The organism is Streptomyces sp. NPDC127595, from assembly GCF_042671685.1.
In the GTDB taxonomy this organism is placed as follows: domain Bacteria; phylum Actinomycetota; class Actinomycetes; order Streptomycetales; family Streptomycetaceae; genus Streptomyces.
Map to the genome: position 1 here is coordinate 223192 of NZ_JBHXWK010000009.1, position 19228 is coordinate 242419.

A 19228-nucleotide genomic window follows, 5' to 3' on the forward strand; every position below is an offset into this window, starting at 1 on the left:
GGTGCCGACAGCAGGCCAGCCCCGCACACACAAAGGTGGCGGTCACCGGACCCCGGTGACCGCCACCTAGTACGACAGGCAGGCTCAGCGATCCGCGTCCAGCGGCTCCAGATCCCCGTCGGCGCCGAGGTCGTCCTCGAGGTCCTCGTCGTCCGAGTCGTCGTCGAAGACGGCGCTGACGTCGAAACGGCAGACGACGCGCTGCGGGTCGATCGACTCGAAGGGTGCCTCGAGCCATTCACCGGGTTCGGCGGCCTCGTCCGCGGCTGTCACCCAGAGTGTGGAGTCGCCCTCCTCCAGACCGAACTCCTTGTGCCGGGAGGCGATCTCGTCCGGCTCGAACTCGCCGAACAGGACGCCGAGCGCCCCGTGCACCGTGCCGGCCGCCGCGTCGAAGGCCGCGCTGACACTGGGCCCGTCCTCCTCCACGGCCTCCACCCGCTGGGCCTGCGCCAGCAGACGCTGTGGCTCCACCACTGCGTAGTCCCGGCGGATCAGGACGCTCAGCGCGTTCGGCTCCTCCGGGCCCGTGTAGGGCGGCAGTGTGTCCTCGGAACCGGGGATCTCGAAGGGGGTGACCTCGTCATAGCGTTCGTAGAGGAGCTCGTCGTACTCCTCGGCCGCGGAAGCCAGCTCGTTGAACGCCTCGTAGACGGCCGGATCGTCATCGCCCGTCCTGCGCTCGACCGCGGCCAGGTGACGGTCGAGCGCGGTCTTGATCGCCTCGGCGGCGGCGCGTACCTCGGCAGCGGTGGGCTGCACAGCATCAGACATAGTGCAGACGCTATCCGTACAGGGCCTCTGCCCGCACAATAGATGCGATGCCGGAATACGAATTTGTCGACGTGTACGTACCGCGCGGGGTTTCCCGCAAGGACGCCACACGCCTGCTGACAGACCACGCGGAGTACGGACACTGGGAGTTGGACCGTCTGAGCCTGCTGCGCGACGGCAGCCGCAGAGTGCGGCTGCGTCGGCGGATCATCCGTCAGGTGCGCGCGACATGGTGAGCGAAAGAGGCTGAAACGGAGCGGGCCCCGCCCACGCGGAGCCCGCTCCGTACCGCTCATCACGGCGAGGTTCATGGCGTTGTGTTCACACCTGTGCCGTTACGCCGCCGAGCGCGCCCTGCGGTAGAGCACGGCGCCACCGAGCAGTGCGCCGACGCCCGCCGGGACGATCACGCCCAGCGGCAGGTCACCGCCGGTCCGGGCGAGCTGCCCGAACCCCTGGGGCTGGGTGACGGACCGCGCGCCCACGTGGTCCGCGTGTGCCGCGGAGCCGCCCAGGTTCTGGTCGCTCCAGTCGGCCGGCTTCGCCGGGGAGCCCGGGTGCCCGGGAGTGCCCGGGGTACCCGGAGTGCCGGGTTCGCCCGGGTGCCCCGGCTGCCACGGCTTGCCCGGGGTCGGCGCCTCGGGTCCGCCGCCGGGCGGGGTGGTGGACTGACCGCCGCCTGTTCCGTTCCCGCACTCGTTGCCCGTCACGGCGTTGCCGATGCCGATCACGTTCACGCTGTTGCCGCAGACGTTGACCGGAACCTCGATCGGAACCTGTACGTGGTTGCCCGAGCCGACCCCCGGTGAGTCACTCGCGTGCCCGCCGGCCCCCGAGCCACCGCCGGAGTGCGAGCCGTCGTCCCCGTAGCCGCCCCCGGACGAACCGCGGCCACCGCCCTGGTTGGCGCACTTGTTGCCCATCGCCGGGTTGAGCAGCCCGACGACGCTCACGGTGTTGCCGCAGGCGTTGACCGGCGCGTGCACCGGCGCCTGCACCGTGTTGCCCGACAGCACGCCGGGCGAGTCCGAACTGGCGCCGTTCGCACCCGAGTCGGCATGTGCGTGGCCGCCGGTGACGGCGAGTACGCCACTCGCCGCCGCCACGGTCATCAGGCCCTTGCGGGTGACCTGTCGCATTGCTATATCCCTGCCTTCGCCCTTGGCTTGGACCATCCGGAACGCGCACGCACCCGACCGACGCGTGCGCGGAAAGCCGGTCGGCCCCGGAGCGCATGGCGCGCGCTCCGGGGCCGACGGACTCAGACCCTCATGGAGTCAGTTCCTCACGAGCACAGCCCCCGGTGGGGACAGGTCCTCATGGGACGATGCACAACGTCACTTGTTGATGCAGGTGTTGCCGAAGGCGGGGTTCAGCAGCCCGATCACCGAGATCGTGTTGCCGCAGACGTTCACCGGGACGTGAACCGGCACCTGGATGACGTTGCCGGAGACGACGCCGGGGGAGCCCACAGCGGCACCCTGGGCACCCGAGTCGGCGACGGCCAGGCCCGCACCGGCGAGAACGAGACCACCGGTGGCAGCCGCAGCGGCGACGATCTTCTTGATCATTATTCCTCCTTGTTGGCAAATGCGATCCCAGCTTCGGATCGCATCACCTGTAACGAGGCGGAAGTAATGGGGCTACGAGCTTATCGTCTCATTCACCCTTCTCAGTCAATTCCGTACACGCTGGCGAATAGTGAAGTTTCGTTTCAGTGGGCCAATTCACCACATCATCGAGCCCGTTCAGGAGGCGTCGATGAAGCGGTCAAGTACGCGGACGCCGAACTTCAGCGCATCGACCGGCACCCGCTCGTCGACGCCGTGGAACATGCCCGCGAAGTCCAGCTCCGGCGGCAGCTTCAGGGGCGCGAAGCCGAAGCAGCGGACGCCGAGGTCGGCGAAGGACTTGGCGTCGGTGCCGGCCGACAGCATGTACGGGACGGCCCGCGCGATCGGGTCCTCGGCGGACAGCGCGGTCTGCATGGCGTCGACGAGAGCGCCGTCGAAGGTGGTCTCCAGCGCCTTGTCGGCGTGCACGTCCTCGCGCTTCACCTTCGGGCCGAGAATCCGGTCGAGGTCGGCGAGGAATTCCTCCTCGTAGCCCGGCAGATAACGCGCGTCGACGTGCGCGGTCGCCTGCCCCGGAATCACGTTGACCTTGTAACCCGCGCCGAGCTGGGTCGGATTGGCGGTGTTCTGCAGGGAGGCGCCGATGAGCTTGGCGATACCGCCGAGCTTGGCGAGCGTGGCGTCCATGTTCTCCGGGTCGAGCTCGGTGCCGAGCGCGTCGCCGAGTTCGTCCAGGAAGTGCCGCAGCGTCTTGGTCACGCGCACCGGGAACTTGTGCCGCCCGAGCCGCCCGACGGCCTCGGACAGCTCGGTGATGGCGTTGTCGCGGTGGATCATCGAACCGTGCCCGGCGGTGCCGTCCACGGTCAGCTTCATCCAGTGCATGCCCTTCTGGGCGGTCTCGATGAGATACAGCCGCAGGTTCTCGTTGACCGTGAAGGAGAACCCGCCGACCTCGCCGATCGCCTCCGTGACGCCCTCGAAGAGGTCCGGGTGCTTGTCGACCAGGTGCCGCGCACCCCAGGTACCGCCCGCCTCCTCGTCCGCGAGGAAGGCCAGGACGATGTCTCGGGGCGGCTTGCGCCCGCTGCGCAGCCGGTCCCGTACGACCGCCAGCGTCATGGCGTCCATGTCCTTCATGTCGACGGCGCCCCGGCCCCACACACAGCCGTCCGCGATCTCGCCGGAGAAGGGGTGGTGGGTCCAGTCCTGGGCATTGGCCGGTACGACATCGGTGTGGCCGTGGATGAGCAGCGCGGGTCGCGACGGGTCCTCGCCCTCGATCCGGGCGACGGTGGAGGCGCGCCCCTGGTGCGACTCGAAGATCTGCGGTTCGAGTCCCACCTCGGCGAGCTTCTCGGCGACGTACTCGGCGGCCTTGCGCTCACCCGGCCCGGAGTGGTCCCCGTAGTTGCTGGTGTCGATCCGGATCAGCTCGCGACAGAGGTCCACGACCTCGTCCTCGCCAGAGACGCCCCTGGCCGTGTTCGACTCGCTCACGCTGCTTCCTCCCACTGTCACTGCTGGTGGTCCCCCTCCATCCTCCCTCCCACCCCGGCCGCGACCAAGGCCGGACCCGGCCCGTCACACGCCGTTCACGCGGGAACGGGACGTGATCGGACACCCTCGGAGGCCTGGTAATGTTTTCTCTGTCGCCGCGGGGGCAACCCCGTGCGACAGACACCTTGTCCGGGTGGCGGAATGGCAGACGCGCTAGCTTGAGGTGCTAGTGCCCTTTATCGGGCGTGGGGGTTCAAGTCCCCCCTCGGACACAAGTTGTTCCACGCGAAGGGTGCCGACCAGTTCTGGTCGGCACCCTTCGCGTTTCGTCGTCGTACGTCAACTCCCCGCGGGCGTCAGCTGGAAAGCGCGGGAGCCGGGGCTGTAGCCGGCCCCGGAGCCGGGGCCGGGATCTCGCGGGCGTGCGGGTAGGCGGCCGTCCGGTGCTGGAAGGAGAGGATCTTCGGGTTCCGGACGACTCCGTCGCGGATCTCGATGGCCTTCCTGACCGTGGTGTCCGCCTCCCATGCCGCCGGGCCGCTCATGACCTTGCGCAGGTACGGCAGGAGCGCCTCGCTGATCTCCCAGGTGGCCGAGTTCCACAGGTGGGACGGGGTGTGATCCACCCCGTAGTAGTGGCAGCCCCGTCCGACCGTGGGCATGGGCTCGACGAAGGTGGTCGGGCGGGCCCATGCGAAGCCCATGGCGTCGTCGCAGGCGACGTCGATGAAGAAGGTGCCCGGCCGGAACAGGGCGAGTTCCTCGTCGGTGACGAACATCAGCGGCGCGTCGGTGTCCTGGAGGACACAGTTGACGATGATGTCGAACCCGGCCAGGTACTCGGCCAGCGGCACGGGTCCGGCCGCGGTGATGGCCCGCAGTTTCGACGGATCGTCCTCCTGCTCCGCGAAGTGCCCCATCACGACCGACGGCATCGGCGAGGCCACCGCCGCCGCGGCGCGCTGGGTGAGCACCGTGACGTCGGAGACGCCCATGGCACCCAGGCCCGTCACAGCTCCGCGCGCCGTGGCGCCGAAGCTGATGACCACCGCGCGCAGGCGGCGACCGTAGCTGCCGGTCAGCCCGCCGAGCTGCAGGGCATGCAGCACCGAGCAGTAGCCCGCGAGCTCGTTGTTCTTGTGGAACACATGGACGCTGAAGGCGCCCGTGGAGGTCCAGTGGTTCATGGCCTCCCACGCGATGAGGGTGAGCTGCCGGTCGATGGCGAGCTGGGTCATCGTGTCGTCCTGCACACAGTGCGGCCAGCCCCACAGCACCTGGCCCTGGCGCAGCTCGGCGACGTCTTCGTGCGTCGGCTTGGGCAGCACCACCACATCGCACTCGGCGATGAGCTGTTCTCGGGTGCGCAGGCCCGCGACGAGCGGTCGCAGGGCGTCGTCACCGACGCCGAACCGCTCGCCGTAGCCCTGTTCAAGGAAGATGTTCTCGCGTACGTCCGGGGGGATCCGGCCGAGGTGGCCCGGGTGCAACGGCAGTCGGAACTCGTTCTCCTTGCGGGACGAGGCGAGTACGCCCAGACTCATCAGGCTCGTGCGGCTCATGCGGGTTCCTCGTCATTGAGTTGTTGTCGTTCGGAGCACCTTGGGAACCAGGAAGTCCGCTAACTCGGGGCGCGGGACGGGATGCGGAACTCAGCACGGCAGTGCGAGCGAGCAGTCATGGGGCGGCCCATTTCCGCCGGGGCGTGACATCCTCCGGCCTTGCCGTTCCCCGAGGGCGACGCTGTGACGGATGACGGCGTGCGGGATGCGCTCGGTACCTCAACCGTACTCCCCCGCGAGGCCCCTCGAACCCCGTTGACGTGCGGAAGCCTGAGGAGTGGACGTCCCCAACTCCGAGCGGAGCCGCGCCCATTCCCTTGCCGTACGACCTGTTACGGCAAGATGTGGGGCAGATCTCGTCAGGATGACATACCCCCACGTCAAAGCACCGCCCGCAACCCGGAATCAGCGGTTCCGGGGCGCTCCGGACGGCTCCTCACGTGGCTGACGTGCGACAACGCGACTAGCGTCGTACTAAAATTCCACGCTTGTTTGGAGCTGGACCGGAATATCCCCAGGCGTACCTGCGGGCCCACCAGCGCCCCGGACGCTCCGGGAACACCACGTGAGGACCCGATGGCAGCCCTAGAGCAAGGCCCTGCGCTCGCTCTGTCCGACGAGGAGGTGCGCGCGGAGTTCGGTGAGCAGGCGCGTTTCTCCGCCTCCTCCGCCGCCTCTCCGCGCACCCTTGTGGACATTCTCGACGCCTCTGTCAGGGCGTACCCCGACGAGCCCGCCCTGGACGACGGCGTGCGCTCCCTCACCTACCGCGCGCTCGCCGTCGAGGTGGAAATCCTCCGGCGCGCCCTCGCGGACGCGGGCGTCGGGCGGGGCGACCGGGTCGGCGTCCGGGTTCCCTCCGGTACCAACGACCTGTACGTCGCCATCCTCGCCGTACTGGCCGCCGGCGCCGCCTATGTGCCGGTGGACGCCGAGGACCCGGACGATCGGGCCGAGCTGGTCTTCGGGGAGGCGGAGGTGCGGGCGGTCGTCGGGGCCGGGCACGAACTGACCGTCACCGGGGCGCGGGACACGGTCACCACTCCTCCCGGAACCCTGGACGCCCCCGCCGCCCCGCCCCCGAGTGCCTCCGCCACGCGGCCCGGCACCGAGCACGACGCCTGGATCATCTTCACCTCCGGCTCCACCGGCAAGCCCAAGGGCGTCGCCGTCAGCCACCGCAGTGCCGCCGCCTTCGTCGACGCCGAGGCAGATCTTTTCCTCACCGAGGACCCGATCGGGCCCGGCGACCGGGTGATGGCGGGCCTCTCCGTCGCCTTCGACGCCTCCTGCGAGGAGATGTGGCTGGCCTGGCGGTACGGAGCCTGCCTGGTGCCCGTGCCGCGTTCCCAGGTGCGCAGCGGCGCCGACCTGGGGCCCTGGCTGGTCGAGCAGGAGATCACCGTCGTCTCGACGGTCCCGACGCTGGCCTCGCTCTGGGAGCCGGAAGCGCTCAACGAGGTCCGGCTGCTGATCTTCGGCGGCGAGGCCTGCCCGCCCGAGCTGGTCCAGCGTCTCGTCACCGAGGGGCGCGAGGTGTGGAACACCTACGGGCCCACCGAGGCGACCGTCGTGGCCTGCGCCTCCCTGATGACCGGCGACGAGCCGATCCGGATCGGGCTGCCGCTGAACGGCTGGGAGCTGGCCGTCGTCGACGAGGCCGGGGAGCCCGTCGCCATGGGCGACAGCGGGCAGCTCGTCATCGGCGGAGCGGGGCTCGCCCGCTACCTCGACCCGGAGAAGGACGCCGAGAAGTACGCGCCGCTGGAGTCGCTCGGCTGGGAGCGGGCGTATCGCAGTGGTGACCTGGTCAAGGCGGAGCCAGAGGGGCTGATCTTCCTCGGCCGGGCCGACGAGCAGATCAAGCTCGGCGGGCGCCGGATCGAGCTCGGTGAAGTGGACGCCGCTCTGCAGGCGCTGCCCGGTGTCGCGGGCGCCGCGGCCGCCGTACGGACCGCGCGCAGCGGCAACCAGCTGCTCGTCGGCTATGTCGTCACCCAGGACGGCTGGGACCAGGCCGCGGCCGTCGAGAAGCTGCGCGCCGAACTGCCCGCCGCCCTCGTCCCGTTGCTCGCCCCCGTGGACGACCTGCCGACCCGGACGTCCGGCAAGGTCGACCGCAACGCGCTGCCCTGGCCCCTGGAGAACCTGGAGACCGGCGGCGCGAAGGAGCAGCTCTACGGCACCGAGGCCTGGCTCGCGGAGCAGTGGAGCGAGGTCCTCGGCATCCCTGTCGCCACCGCGTCCGACGACTTCTTCGCGATCGGCGGCGGCAGCCTGGCCGCCGCCCAGCTCACCACGCGGCTGCGCACCCGCTACGCCAGCGCCGCCGTCCTCGACATCTACCAGCAGCCCACGCTGCGCAAGCTCGCCCGGCACCTGGAGGAGTCCGCGCAGGACGACGGCGCCGAGCGGGTCATCGCGCCCGTGCCGCTGCGCACCAAGGCGACCCAACTCCTGCTGCTGATCCCGCTGTTCACCCTGATGGGCCTGCGCTGGACGGTGGCGCTGGCCGCCCTCGGGAACGTACTGCACTGGTTCGGGCCCTACCCGTGGGCGCCGACCGCCTCGTGGTGGCTCGTCGGCGCCGGGGCCCTCGTCCTCTTCAGCCCGCCGGGGCGGCTCGCGATCGCCGCGGGCGGTGCGCGGCTGCTGCTGCGCGGTGTGAAGGCCGGGCGTCACCCGCGCGGCGGGAGTGTGCATCTGCGGCTGTGGACGGCCGAGCGGCTGGTCGAGTTCAGTGGCGCGACCTCGCTGACCGGGTCCTGGCTGGAGCGGTACGCGCGTGCCCTGGGCGCCAAGATCGGCCCCGACGTGGACCTGCACTCGCTTCCCCCGGTGACCGGCATGCTCAAGCTGGGCCGGGGCGCCGCCATCGAGTCCGAGGTGGACCTGTCGGGGCACTGGCTGGACGGTGACCGGCTGGAGATCGGTCCGGTGAAGGTGGGCGCGCACGCCGTGGTCGGCACGCGCAGCCTCCTCTTCCCCGGTGCGCGGGTGGGCAAGCGGGCCGAGGTGGCCCCCGGTTCCGCCGTGGCCGGGCATGTGACGACCGGGCAGCGCTGGGCCGGGGCGCCCGCCGTCAAGCTCGGCAAGGCGAAGCGGGCCTGGCCCAAGGAGCGGCCCGCGCGTGGCACGTACTGGCGCGTGATGTACGGCGTGACCGGCTTCGCGCTCTCCGCGCTGCCGCTGGTCGCGGGACTTGCCGCGCTCCTCGTGGCCCATGAGTTCGTGAGCGCGGACGCCGGGCTCGGCGAGGCGCTGCGCGGTGCCGCGGTGGCCCTGGTGCCGGCGACGCTCTCCTTCGGGCTCGCGTACGCGCTGCTGCTCCTGATCGCCGTACGGCTGCTCAGCCTCGGGCTGCGGGCGGGCACGTATCCGACGCACAGCCGGATCGGCTGGCAGGCCTGGACGGTCACGCAGCTGATGGACCGCTCGCGGGACACGCTGTTCCCGCTGTACGCCGGACTGATCACGCCGGTGTGGCTGCGGCTGCTCGGCATGAAGATCGGGCGGGGCGCCGAGGTGTCGACCGTGCTGGCGCTGCCGAGTCTCACCACTGTCGGTGAGGGCGCGTTCCTCGCCGACGACACGCTGACCGCGCCGTACGAGCTCGGTGGTGGCTGGGTGAAGATCGGGCGCGCCGAGATCGGGCGCCGGGCGTTCCTCGGCAACTCCGGGATGACCGCGCCGGGCCGCAGCGTGCCGGACGGCGGTCTGGTCGGGGTGCTGTCGGCGACGCCGAAGAAGGCGAAGAAGGGCAGTTCCTATCTGGGGCTGCCGCCGATGAAGCTGCCGCGTGCCACTCAGGGCGGCGATCAGAGCCGTACGTACGACCCGCCCGCGCATCTGCTGTGGGCGCGCGGTCTGGTGGAGCTGTGCCGGATCGTGCCGGTCTTCTGCTCGGCGGCCCTCGCCGTGCTGACCGTGGCCGCGCTGAGCGCGCTGGGTGCCTGGGCCTGGGCGCTCGCCGGACTGGTCCTGCTCGGTGTGGGTGTGCTCGCGTGCCTGCTGTCCGTCGTGGCGAAGTGGGTGCTGGTGGGCCGGCACCGGGCGGGTGAGCACCCGCTGTGGAGCAGCTTCGTGTGGCGCAATGAGCTGGCGGACACCTTCGTGGAGGTGGTGGCCGTGCCGTGGCTGGCCGGTTCCGTGCCGGGTACGCCGCTGATGACGGCGTGGCTGCGCGGGCTCGGTGCCCGGATCGGCAAGGGCTCCTGGGTGGAGAGCTACTGGCTGCCCGAGACGGACCTGGTGACGCTCGGCGACGCCTCCACCGTTAATCGGGGCTGCGTCCTGCAGACTCACCTCTTCCACGACCGGATCTTGCGGACGGATACTGTTGTCCTCCGTGAGGGCGCCACCCTGGGCCCCGGCGGAATCGTCCTGCCCGGCAGCACTGTCGGGGCCCGTTCCACACTGGGTCCCGCGTCGCTGGTGATGGCGGCGGAGTCCGTACCCGACGACACCCGCTGGCTGGGCAACCCGATTGAGTCATGGCGTTCATAGAAGAGATGGCCGGATCGGATACGAAGGGCGGTGTACCGGCATGTCGTACGAGCACAGGGCAGGGAGCAGACGCAGCAGTGAGCGTTCAGCAGACAGTGGGATCGGACCCGTACTTCCCGGCCAACGGTGATCCCCGCTACCGGGTGCACCGGTACGAACTCGCGCTGGACTACCGCCCCGGCCCGAACCGGCTCTCCGGCACCGCGCGGCTCAACGCCATAGCGGGCCGGTCCCCGCTCACCGAATTCCAGCTCAACCTCGCCGACTTCCGGATCGGCCGGGTCCGGGTCGACGGCAAGGCGACGCACTACACGCATCGCGGCGGCAGGCTGCGCGTCCGTCCCCCGAAGCCGATCCGGGCCGGCGCCGCCTTCACCGTCGAGGTGCACTGGGCCGGCAATCCCAAGCCGGTGAACAGCCCCTGGGGCGGCATCGGTTGGGAGGAGCTGGAGGACGGGGCGCTGGTGGCGAGCCAGCCCATCGGCTCACCCTCCTGGTACCCGTGCAACGACCGCCCGGCCGACAAGGCCGCGTACCAGATCTCGGTCACCACGCCGTCCTCGTACTCCGTGGTGGCCGGCGGCCGGCTGCTGACCCGTACGACGAGGGCCTCGACGACGACCTGGGTCTATGAGCAGTCGGCGCCGACGTCGAGCTATCTGGTCGGTATGTCGATCGGGAAGTACCAGACGGTGCTGCTCGGCGACCCCGGCCTCGGCGGCGTGCCGCAGACCGGTCATCTGCCCGCGGACCTGCTCTCCGAGTTCTCCCGGGACTTCGCGCGGCAGCCCGCGATGATGGAGCTGTTCGAGACCCTCTTCGGGCCGTATCCGTTCGGCGAGTACGCGGTGGTGGTGACGGAGGAGGAGCTCGATGTCCCCGTCGAGGCACAGGGGTTGTCGCTGTTCGGCGCCAACCACGTGGACGGGGCGCGGGGTTCGGAGCGGCTGGTCGCGCACGAGCTGGCGCACCAGTGGTTCGGCAACAGCGTGTCCATCGCGGACTGGCGGCACATCTGGCTGAACGAGGGGTTCGCGAAGTACGCGGAGTGGCTGTGGTCGGAACGTTCCGGAGGGCGCGGAGCGCATCAACTCGCCGCCGCCGCGCACCGGAAGCTGTCCTCGCTGCCGCAGGATCTGTGTCTGGCCGATCCGGGGCGCAAGCTGATGTTCGACGACCGGCTCTACGAGCGCGGCGGGCTCGTCCTGCACGCGCTGCGCTGCGCGATGGGCGACGAGTCCTTCTTCCGGATGCTGCGCGGCTGGGCCACCCAGTACCGGGGCGGCGCCGTCACGACGGCGGTCTTCACCGCGCATGTGACCCGCTTCGCGGCCGAACCCCTGGACGACCTGTTCGCGAAGTGGCTGTACAAGACAGCGCTCCCTCCGCTGCCCTCACCTGCGACCCGGCTTCCGGCGCGCCCCACGTATCCGCCGACCAACGCCGACTCGGCGTAGACGCGATGAGTTCCGCAGCCATGAGAGCCACGACAGCCACGACCGGTCGCGCCTGCCCGTGCGGGCTGCCCCAGGAGTACGAGCGGTGCTGCGGGCGCTATCACTCCGGGGCCGCGGCCGCGCCGAGCGCCGAGGCGCTGATGCGGTCGCGGTACGCCGCCTTCGTACGGCAGGACGAGAAGTACCTGCTGCGGACCTGGCACCCGCGCACCCGGCCCTCGTCCGTCGACTTCGGTCCCGGGATGCGGTGGACCGGTCTGGAGATCCTGGAGACCAGTGACGGGTCCGCGTTCCACTCGGCGGGGACGGTGACCTTCCGGGCCTCCTACCGGGGCGGCTCGCTGCATGAGCGCAGCCGCTTCGAGCGGGTCGAGGGCGCGTGGGTGTACGTGGACGGCGACTTCGTCGAGTAGCCGCTACGGCGCCAGTACGTCCAGCTCCTGGAGCGCGCCGACCGTGATCTCGCGGGTGAGCGCCTCGGCGCGGGCGGCGTCGCCCTCTCGGACGGCCTCGGCGACCCGGACGTGCAGGGTGACGGCCGCGGGATCGGGGTCCTCGAACATGACCTCGTGATGGGTACGGCCCGCCAGGACCTCGGCGACGACGTCGCCGAGCCGGGCGAACATCTCGTTGCCCGAGGCGTTGAGGATCACCCGGTGGAAGGCGACGTCGTGGACGAGATAGCCCTCCAGCCGGTGGCCGCGTGAGTTGGCGACCATGCCCAGGGCGCACTCGGTGAGTTCGGCGCACTGCGCGGCGGTGGCGTGCCTGGCGGCGAGGCCCGCGGCGATCGGTTCGACGGCGGAGCGCAGGACGGTGAGCGAACGCAGCTGGTGGGGGCGGTCGGCGCCGGCCAGCCGCCAGCGGATGACCTGAGGGTCGTACACGTTCCACTCGACCTTGGGCAGGACCGTCACGCCGACCCGGCGGCGGGACTCGACCAGGTGCATGGACTCCAGGACGCGCACCGCCTCGCGCATCACGGAGCGCGAGACCTCGAAGCGCTGCGCGAGCTCGTCCGTGCGCAGAACGCTCCCGGGCGGGTACTCGCCCGCGGTGATCGCCGGCCCGAGGGTCCCCAGTACGTGTTCGTGCAGGCCCCGGCCCCGTGTGCTCATGGGGCCAGCGTACGAGTCCGACACTCGGAACAAAAAGTCAGACTTATACGTCACACACTCTTGAATTTGTCGTACCTAATGGGTTTCAGTGTCGTCGGCATCAGATGTCTCAGGTATCCACCAAGACGATGAGGACAGCGAGAGCACGATGGAGCTGACGCGTACCCCCCATGTCGTCGTGGTCATGGGCGTGGCAGGCACCGGGAAGACCACCATCGGTCCCCTGCTTGCGGCCCGGCTCGGCGTTCCGTACGCCGAGGGCGACGACTTCCACCCCCCGGCCAACGTCGCCAAGATGACGGCCGGGACCCCGCTGGCGGACGAGGACCGGTGGCCGTGGCTCGACGCCATCGGGCGCTGGGCGCACGAGCGGGCGGGACTCGGCGGGGTGGTCAGCAGCTCGGCGCTGAAGCGCGCCTACCGGGACCGGCTGCGGGCGGCCGCCCCCGGGGTCGTGTTCGTGCACCTCACCGGAGACCGCGCGCTCATCGAGGACCGGATGTCGCAGCGCCAGGGCCACTTCATGCCGGCGGCGCTCCTCGACTCCCAGTTCGCCACCCTCCAGCCGCTCCAGGCGGACGAGGTCGGCGTCGCCGTGGACGTCTCGGGCGGCCCCGGGGAGATCACGGAACGGGCCGTGACCGCGCTCCGCGAACTGCCTCAGCCCTCCCTCTGACCCCTCTTTTTTCTGCCTTTTCTGCTTTCTCACGTAAGGGAACCACCGTGACCAGACTCAGCGTCGAGTCGCTGGCAGCGGACGCCGTCGAGCCGATCACCTCGGCCGGCCATGCTCAGCTGGGCATCGCCGTGCTGGCGGGAATCGCCGTCATCGTCCTGCTCATCACCCAGTTCAAGCTGCACGCCTTCCTGGCCCTGACCATCGGCTCGCTCGCGCTCGGCGCGTTCGCCGGGGCACCGCTCGACAAGGCCATCGTCAGCTTCACGACCGGACTCGGCACCACCGTCGCCGGCGTGGGCGTCCTGATCGCCCTGGGCGCCATCCTCGGCAAGCTGCTCGCCGACTCGGGCGGCGCCGACCAGATCGTCGACACGATCCTCGCCAAGGCGGGCGGGCGCGCCATGCCGTGGGCGATGGTCCTGATCGCCTCGGTGATCGGCCTGCCGCTGTTCTTCGAGGTCGGCATCGTGCTGCTGATCCCGGTCGTGCTGATGGTCGCCAAGCGCGGCAACTACTCCCTGATGCGCATCGGGATCCCGGCTCTCGCGGGCCTGTCCGTGATGCACGGACTGATCCCGCCGCACCCCGGCCCGCTGGTCGCGATCGACGCGGTGGGCGCCAATCTCGGCCTCACCCTGGCGCTCGGCCTCCTGGTCGCCATCCCCACGGTGATCATCGCGGGCCCGGTCTTCTCGAAGTACGCCGCCCGCTGGGTGGACGTCCCGGCCCCCGACCGGATGATCCCGGCCCGCGCCTCCGAGGACCTGGAGAAACGGCCCGGCTTCGGCGCCACCATCGCCACCATGCTGCTCCCGGTCGTGCTGATGCTGGCCAAGGCTCTGGTGGACATCGTCGTGGACGACCCCACCCACATGGTGCAGCGGGTCTTCGACGTCATCGGCTCGCCGCTGATCGCACTGCTCGCGGCCGTGATCGTCGGCATGTTCACGCTGGGCCGCGCGGCCGGCTTCACCAAGGACCGGCTGTCGACGACCGTCGAGAAGTCGCTCGCCCCGATCGCGGGCATCCTGCTGATCGTCGGCGCGGGCGGCGGCTTCAAGCAGACGCTGATCGACTCCGGCGTCGGCCAGATGATCCTGGACATCTCCAAGGACTGGTCGATCCCCGCGCTGCTCCTTGCCTGGCTGATCGCGGTGGCGATCCGGCTCGCGACCGGTTCGGCGACGGTCGCCACCATCTCGGCGGCCGGTCTCGTCGCGCCCCTCGCGGCAGACATGTCCACCGCTCACGTCTCCCTCCTGGTGCTGGCGATCGGCGCAGGCTCGCTCTTCTTCAGCCATGTCAACGACGCGGGATTCTGGCTGGTCAAGGAGTACTTCGGGCTGAACGTCGGGCAGACCATCAAGACGTGGTCGGTCATGGAGACGATCATCTCGGTGGTCGCGGGCGGGCTGGTCCTGCTGCTGTCGCTGGTCATCTAGCGGGTCGTACGGGGCGTCGGCGTACGGCGCGACATAGGGCGGGGCATAGAGGGGGGCACGGCACAGGGCGCGGCCTAGGGCGGTCGTTCAGCGCGGCATACGGCGGTCGTTCGGCTCGTCGTAGGAGCGGGGGCTTGGGGGCGGAGCCCCCAACTGACGGGAATGGGCAGGGGCGGCGGGGGCGAAAAAGCATCCGCGCCGCCCCCGCCGCTAGGGCCGCCAGAGGCGGTGTTCCCGCTCCGCCCACTCGCGGCTTACGGAGCCCGTGCGGAGGCCGCGGCGGGCTTCGGGGTCGCCGAGGGCCATGCCGATGTGGCCGGCCAGGACGATGCCGATCGTGAGGGCGAGCCAGTCATGGACGAAGGTCGCGCTGGTGCGCCACATCAGCGGGGTGAGGTGGGTGAACCACATCAGCAGCCCCGTGCCGAGCATGACGAGGGTCGCGCCGGCGATCCAGGCGGCGTAGGTCTTCTGGCCGGCGTTGAACTTGGCGGCGGGACGGGAGGAGGGGCGCGCGTCACGGCGTAGAACCGCGCGGAGCCACGTACGGTCGTGCGGGCCCCACCGGTTGAGGCGGCCCAGGTCCGCCCGGAAGGCGCGGGAGGCCAGGCCCGCCAGGACCGGCACCGGGAGCAGCAGACCCGCCCACTCGTGGATACGGACGATCAGCTCGCGGCGGCCGACCAGCTCGGCGAGCTGAGGCACGTACAGGCACGCCGCCGTCGCCACGCACACGCCCATGAGCAGGGCCGTCACCCGGTGCACCCAGCGCTCCGCGCGGCTGAAGCGCCGTACGCGGGAGGCCAGGGCAGGGGTGTCGTCAACTCGTAGGTTCATCGTCGCGTCCGTTCGAGCGGCCGACCCAGGCGTCCACGTCGTAGCCCCGTTCCTCCCAGTACCCGGGACGGACGTCCTCGGTGACCGTGATGCCGGAGAGCCACTTGGCGGACTTGTAGAAGTACATGGGGGCGACGTAGAGGCGGACCGGGCCGCCGTGGCTGTGGCCGAGGGCCTTGTCCTGCATGCGGTGGGCGACCAGGACGTCGGGGCGCCGGGCCTGTTCCAGGGTGAGGCTCTCCGTGTACATGCCGTCGAAGCAGCTGAAGCGGATCGCGCCGGCCGTGGAGCGCACTCCGGCGGCGTCCAGGAGGGCGGAGAGGCGGACCCCTTCGAAGGGAGTGCCCGGCACCCGCCAGCCGGTGACGCACTGGACGTCGTGCACGAGCCGGGTCTGGGGCAGCGCCTTCAGTTCGGCGAGGGTGTACGAGGTCGGGTGGTCGACCAGGCCGTCGACGGTGAGGCGGTAGTCGGTGGCGTCCTTGTTCGGGACGGACGACGCCACCGAGTAGTAGCGGAAGCCGCCGCCGTTGGGGAGGAGACCCGTCAGGCCGGTGGGGTCCTTGGCGGACGCGCCGGCGAGGAAGGATTCGAGGCCGCGCTGGAGTGTGGGTGCGGCGAGCACGCCCACAGCGCCGAGTCCGAGCGTGCCGAGGAACAGCCGGCGGCCCACCGGCACGCCGCGCTCTTCGGGGCGTTCCGGTTCCCGCGCCCGCGGTCGTTCCGGCTCCCGCGCCTCAGGATGTTCCGGTTCCCGCGCCCGCGGTCCTTCCGGCTCCCGCGCTTCGGGATGTTCAGAGTTCACCTATCGATTCGAGCACCCGCGACCCCCAAAGGGCCAGGGGAAGCGGGTGCCCGTCAGAATTCCGTAACCACTTATTACGCACTGTTGAGGAAGTGAACCGGCTCCAGGTCAGTTGACCGCCTTGGCCGCCGCCCGGCCCGCCGTACGCCCGGAGAACAGGCAGCCGCCGAGGAACGTGCCTTCGAGGGAGCGGTAGCCGTGGACTCCGCCGCCGCCGAACCCGGCGGCCTCACCCGCCGCGTACACGCCCTCCAGCGGGGCCCCGCCCTCGGTGAGCACGCGCGAGGAGAGGTCGGTCTCCAGTCCGCCGAGGCTCTTGCGGGTGAGGATGTTGAGGCGGACGGCGATCAGCGGGCCGGCCTTGGGGTCGAGGATGCGGTGCGGGGTCGCCGTACGGATCAGCTTGTCGCCGAGGTAGTTGCGGGCACCGCGGATCGACATCACCTGGAGGTCCTTGGTGAAGGGGTTCGCGATCTCCCGGTCGCGCGCGACGATCTCGTGGCGCAGCGCGGCCTCGTCGATCAGGGGCTCCTTGGTCAGCGCGTTCATGCCGCGTACCAGCGCGCCCAGGTCCTTCTCGACGACGAAGTCCACGCCGTGGTCCATGAACGCCTTTACCGGACCGGGCACATCAGCGCGGGCCCGTCCGATGACGTCCTTGATGGACTTGCCGGTGAGGTCGGGATTCTGTTCCGACCCCGAGAGCGCGAACTCCTTGCCGATGATCTTCTGGTCGAGCACGAACCAGGTGTAGTCGTACCCGGTCCTCATGATGTGTTCGAGGGTGCCGAGGGTGTCGAAGCCGGGGAAGAGCGGGACCGGCAGCCGTTTGCCGCGGGCGTCGAGCCAGAGCGAGGAGGGGCCGGGCAGGATGCGGATGCCGTGGTTCTCCCAGATCGGGTTCCAGTTCTGGATGCCCTCGGTGTAGTGCCACATACGGTCGCGGTTGATGAGGTGGGCACCGGTCTCCTCGGCGATGGCGAGCATCTTGCCGTCCACGTGCGCGGGCACGCCGGCGACCATCCGCTCCGGCGGCCTGCCCAGCCGCTCCGGCCACTGCGCGCGTACGAGGTCGTGGTTGCCGCCGATGCCACCGGAGGTGACGATCACCGCCTGGGCCTTGAGCTCGAAGGCGCCGCTCACCGTGCGGCTGCTCGCCTGGCCGCGCTCGATGCCGGACGGTTCCAGGATCTCGCCGGTGACGGTGTCGACGGCGCCCGCGCTGCGGGACAGACCGGTGACCCGGTGGCGGAACTTCAGCTGGACGAGACCGCGGGCGACGCCTGCCCGTACGCGCCGCTCGAAGGGCGCGACCACGCCGGGTCCTGTCCCCCAGGTGATGTGGAAGCGGGGCACCGAGTTCCCGTGCCCGTTGGCGTCATAGCCGCCGCGCTCGGCCCAGCCGACCACCGGGAAGAAACGGACACCCTGCCCGTGCAGCCAGGAACGCTTCTCGCCGGCCGCGAAGTCGACGTACGCCTCGGCCCACTGACGCGGCCAGTGGTCCTCCGTACGGTCGAAACCGGCCGTTCCCATCCAGTCCTGGAGGGCCAGCGCGTGGCTGTCCTTGATCCGCAGACGGCGCTGCTCGGGCGAGTTCACGAAGAAGAGCCCGCCGAAGGACCAGTGCGCCTGGCCGCCTATCGACTGTTCGGGCTCCTGGTCGAGGAGGATCACCTTGCGGCCTGCGTCGACGAGCTCCGCGGTCGCGGCGAGGCCCGCGAGGCCCGCTCCGATCACGATCACATCTGCGTCGTAGGCCATGGGCCCGTCCTCTCGGCATTCCGACGGGCCGGATCGGTGGCGGCATGAGCTCCCCATGAGGCTGTCATGAAGTTCGTCACGAACCGATCGGCTTCGTCGCTGGTTGATGAGACATTGGTAGTACGGAAGGCGGTGGTCGCCGATGGTGCTCGACCACTCGTTGTTACTGACGGGTCAGATCCTTCGGCAAGAAGAGTGACCGAGTCAACCGCCCGGATCCGGGTACTGTCGGGGCAGGCCCCGGCCCGTGGCACTGAAGTCGGCGCGATACGCACCCGTGGCCCGCACTGACTCCCGATGTATCGAGGTACACAGCGTGTCGGTTCTCGTTCTGATCCTCTCTGTGAGCGCGGCCTGTTGTCTGGGCTTCGGGTTCGTGCTCCAGCAGAACGCCGCCTCGCACGCCCCCCTGAGCGACTTCCTCTCCCCCCGCCTGCTGCTCGACCTCATCCGGGTGCCCCGGTGGCTGGGCGGCATCGGGCTCATGGCGTGCGGCATGATCCTCGGCGCGGTCGCCCTGGGCAAGGGCGAGATCTCCCTGGTGGAGCCCCTCCTCGCGACGAACCTGCTCTTCGCGCTCGCCCTCTCCCGCCATCAGACCAAGCAGCCGCTGGGCCGGCAGGGCTGGGCCGGGCTCCTGCTGCTCGCGGGCGGGGTCAGCGCGTTCATCGTGGCCGGGCAGCCGGAGGGCGGAAACGCCGTCAGCGATCCCGTACGGCACTGGCTGATCATCGGGATCATGGCGGGTCTCGCGCTCCTCCTCACCACCTACGCGAAGCGGACCCTGCGCACCTCCACGCCCGTGCTGCTCTCCCTGGCCGCGGGCCTGCTGTACGGCGTCCAGGACGCGCTCACCCGGATCAGCGGGGAGCGCTTCGGCGAGGGCGGCTGGTCCGAACTGATCACCGGCTGGCAGCCGTACGGGGTTCTCGTCCTCGGCGTGACGGGCCTCGTCCTGGTGCAGAGCGCCTTCGAGACCGCGCCGCTGCGGATGTCACTGCCGGCCCTGACCGCGGCCCAGCCGCTGGCCGGCATCGTCTGCGGGGTCGGGTTCCTGGGGGACCAACTGCGCACGGACGCCGGGGCACTCGCCTGGGAGGCGGCGGGGCTCGCGGCCGTCGTGGCGGGGATCGTGCTGCTCGGGCTGCATCCGGCGATGCCGCGCGGGACGTCCAAGGCGAAGCCGACGCTGGATCTTCAGGCGCGCTGA

Annotated in this window: 16 protein-coding genes and 1 tRNA gene; 8 read left to right on the forward strand and 9 right to left on the reverse strand. The window is 70.4% G+C overall.

Going from position 1 to position 19228, the window contains the following annotated elements; all coding sequences use genetic code 11:
• Positions 1–84 precede the first annotated feature (84 nt).
• Positions 85–774 (reverse strand): hypothetical protein, encoded by a 690-nt coding sequence (locus ACFVKT_RS27760; protein ID WP_385736191.1) that lies wholly within the window; start codon positions 772–774, stop codon positions 85–87.
• A gap of 47 nt (positions 775–821) precedes the next feature.
• Between ACFVKT_RS27760 and ACFVKT_RS27765 the strand changes: the two genes are divergently transcribed.
• The gene (locus ACFVKT_RS27765) at positions 822–1010 is read left to right on the forward strand and encodes a DUF5703 family protein (RefSeq protein WP_005485166.1); all 189 of its coding nucleotides are present in this window, start codon (positions 822–824) and stop codon (positions 1008–1010) included.
• A 99-nt stretch (positions 1011–1109) separates the two neighbouring features.
• Here the strand turns inward: ACFVKT_RS27765 and ACFVKT_RS27770 are convergent, their stop codons facing one another.
• The 3 genes from ACFVKT_RS27770 to ACFVKT_RS27780 form a co-directional block, all read right to left on the reverse strand.
• Positions 1110–1913: a chaplin gene (locus ACFVKT_RS27770; protein WP_385736196.1), complete on the reverse strand. Its 804-nt coding sequence runs from the start codon at positions 1911–1913 to the stop codon at positions 1110–1112.
• A 198-nt stretch (positions 1914–2111) separates the two neighbouring features.
• Positions 2112–2345: a chaplin ChpH gene (chpH, locus tag ACFVKT_RS27775; RefSeq protein WP_189699468.1), complete on the reverse strand. Its 234-nt coding sequence runs from the start codon at positions 2343–2345 to the stop codon at positions 2112–2114.
• A 177-nt stretch (positions 2346–2522) separates the two neighbouring features.
• Positions 2523–3848, reverse strand: a complete 1326-nt coding sequence (locus tag ACFVKT_RS27780) for a M20/M25/M40 family metallo-hydrolase (RefSeq protein WP_385736199.1) — start codon at positions 3846–3848, stop codon at positions 2523–2525.
• 187 nt (positions 3849–4035) lie between these two features.
• Between ACFVKT_RS27780 and ACFVKT_RS27785 the strand changes: the two genes are divergently transcribed.
• Positions 4036–4120, forward strand: a tRNA-Leu gene (locus ACFVKT_RS27785).
• A gap of 84 nt (positions 4121–4204) precedes the next feature.
• Here the strand turns inward: ACFVKT_RS27785 and ACFVKT_RS27790 are convergent.
• On the reverse strand, positions 4205–5410 hold the full coding sequence (locus ACFVKT_RS27790) for a N(5)-(carboxyethyl)ornithine synthase (RefSeq protein WP_385736202.1): 1206 nt from the start codon (positions 5408–5410) through the stop codon (positions 4205–4207).
• 576 nt (positions 5411–5986) lie between these two features.
• Between ACFVKT_RS27790 and ACFVKT_RS27795 the strand changes: the two genes are divergently transcribed.
• From ACFVKT_RS27795 to ACFVKT_RS27805, 3 genes are all read left to right on the forward strand, one after another.
• Positions 5987–9916 carry a Pls/PosA family non-ribosomal peptide synthetase gene (locus ACFVKT_RS27795; RefSeq protein WP_385736205.1) on the forward strand — a complete coding sequence of 1310 codons (3930 nt, stop codon included), beginning with the start codon at positions 5987–5989 and terminating at the stop codon, positions 9914–9916.
• 77 nt (positions 9917–9993) lie between these two features.
• On the forward strand, positions 9994–11373 hold the full coding sequence (locus ACFVKT_RS27800) for a M1 family metallopeptidase (protein WP_385736208.1): 1380 nt from the start codon (positions 9994–9996) through the stop codon (positions 11371–11373).
• A gap of 20 nt (positions 11374–11393) precedes the next feature.
• On the forward strand, positions 11394–11786 hold the full coding sequence (locus tag ACFVKT_RS27805; RefSeq protein ID WP_385736211.1) for a YchJ family protein: 393 nt from the start codon (positions 11394–11396) through the stop codon (positions 11784–11786).
• A 3-nt stretch (positions 11787–11789) separates the two neighbouring features.
• Here the strand turns inward: ACFVKT_RS27805 and ACFVKT_RS27810 are convergent, their stop codons facing one another.
• Positions 11790–12491, reverse strand: a complete 702-nt coding sequence (locus tag ACFVKT_RS27810; RefSeq protein WP_385736214.1) for a FadR/GntR family transcriptional regulator — start codon at positions 12489–12491, stop codon at positions 11790–11792.
• A 148-nt stretch (positions 12492–12639) separates the two neighbouring features.
• On the opposite strand from ACFVKT_RS27810, the gene ACFVKT_RS27815 reads away from it, so the two are divergent.
• On the forward strand, positions 12640–13167 hold the full coding sequence (locus ACFVKT_RS27815) for a gluconokinase (protein WP_385736217.1): 528 nt from the start codon (positions 12640–12642) through the stop codon (positions 13165–13167).
• Between the two features lie 47 nt (positions 13168–13214).
• Positions 13215–14612, forward strand: coding sequence for a gluconate:H+ symporter (locus ACFVKT_RS27820; protein WP_385736220.1), 1398 nt, complete (start codon positions 13215–13217; stop codon positions 14610–14612).
• Positions 14613–14822: 210 nt separating this feature from the next.
• Here ACFVKT_RS27820 and ACFVKT_RS27825 read toward each other — a convergent pair whose 3' ends face one another.
• The 3 genes from ACFVKT_RS27825 to ACFVKT_RS27835 form a co-directional block, all read right to left on the reverse strand.
• On the reverse strand, positions 14823–15449 hold the full coding sequence (locus ACFVKT_RS27825) for a cytochrome b/b6 domain-containing protein (RefSeq protein ID WP_385736223.1): 627 nt from the start codon (positions 15447–15449) through the stop codon (positions 14823–14825).
• Positions 15433–16254, reverse strand: coding sequence for a molybdopterin-dependent oxidoreductase (locus tag ACFVKT_RS27830; protein ID WP_385736226.1), 822 nt, complete (start codon positions 16252–16254; stop codon positions 15433–15435). Before ACFVKT_RS27830 ends, ACFVKT_RS27825 begins: the two co-directional genes overlap by 17 nt.
• A gap of 108 nt (positions 16255–16362) precedes the next feature.
• Positions 16363–18018 (reverse strand): FAD-binding dehydrogenase, encoded by a 1656-nt coding sequence (locus ACFVKT_RS27835; RefSeq protein WP_385736229.1) that lies wholly within the window; start codon positions 18016–18018, stop codon positions 16363–16365.
• A 316-nt stretch (positions 18019–18334) separates the two neighbouring features.
• On the opposite strand from ACFVKT_RS27835, the gene ACFVKT_RS27840 reads away from it, so the two are divergent.
• A complete protein-coding gene (locus tag ACFVKT_RS27840) occupies positions 18335–19228 on the forward strand; it encodes a DMT family transporter (protein ID WP_385736232.1) in 894 nt (297 codons plus the stop codon).

Coding starts and splice junctions, on each gene's coding strand:
- ACFVKT_RS27760 (WP_385736191.1), bottom strand. CDS start 774: ATGTCTGATGCTGTGCAGCCCACCGCTGCCGAGGTACGCGCCGCCGCC.
- ACFVKT_RS27765 (WP_005485166.1), top strand. CDS start 822: ATGCCGGAATACGAATTTGTCGACGTGTACGTACCGCGCGGGGTTTCC.
- ACFVKT_RS27770 (WP_385736196.1), bottom strand. CDS start 1,913: ATGCGACAGGTCACCCGCAAGGGCCTGATGACCGTGGCGGCGGCGAGT.
- chpH (WP_189699468.1), bottom strand. CDS start 2,345: ATGATCAAGAAGATCGTCGCCGCTGCGGCTGCCACCGGTGGTCTCGTT.
- ACFVKT_RS27790 (WP_385736202.1), bottom strand. CDS start 5,410: ATGAGCCGCACGAGCCTGATGAGTCTGGGCGTACTCGCCTCGTCCCGC.
- ACFVKT_RS27795 (WP_385736205.1), top strand. CDS start 5,987: ATGGCAGCCCTAGAGCAAGGCCCTGCGCTCGCTCTGTCCGACGAGGAG.
- ACFVKT_RS27805 (WP_385736211.1), top strand. CDS start 11,394: ATGAGAGCCACGACAGCCACGACCGGTCGCGCCTGCCCGTGCGGGCTG.
- ACFVKT_RS27810 (WP_385736214.1), bottom strand. CDS start 12,491: ATGAGCACACGGGGCCGGGGCCTGCACGAACACGTACTGGGGACCCTC.
- ACFVKT_RS27815 (WP_385736217.1), top strand. CDS start 12,640: ATGGAGCTGACGCGTACCCCCCATGTCGTCGTGGTCATGGGCGTGGCA.
- ACFVKT_RS27825 (WP_385736223.1), bottom strand. CDS start 15,449: ATGAACCTACGAGTTGACGACACCCCTGCCCTGGCCTCCCGCGTACGG.
- ACFVKT_RS27835 (WP_385736229.1), bottom strand. CDS start 18,018: ATGGCCTACGACGCAGATGTGATCGTGATCGGAGCGGGCCTCGCGGGC.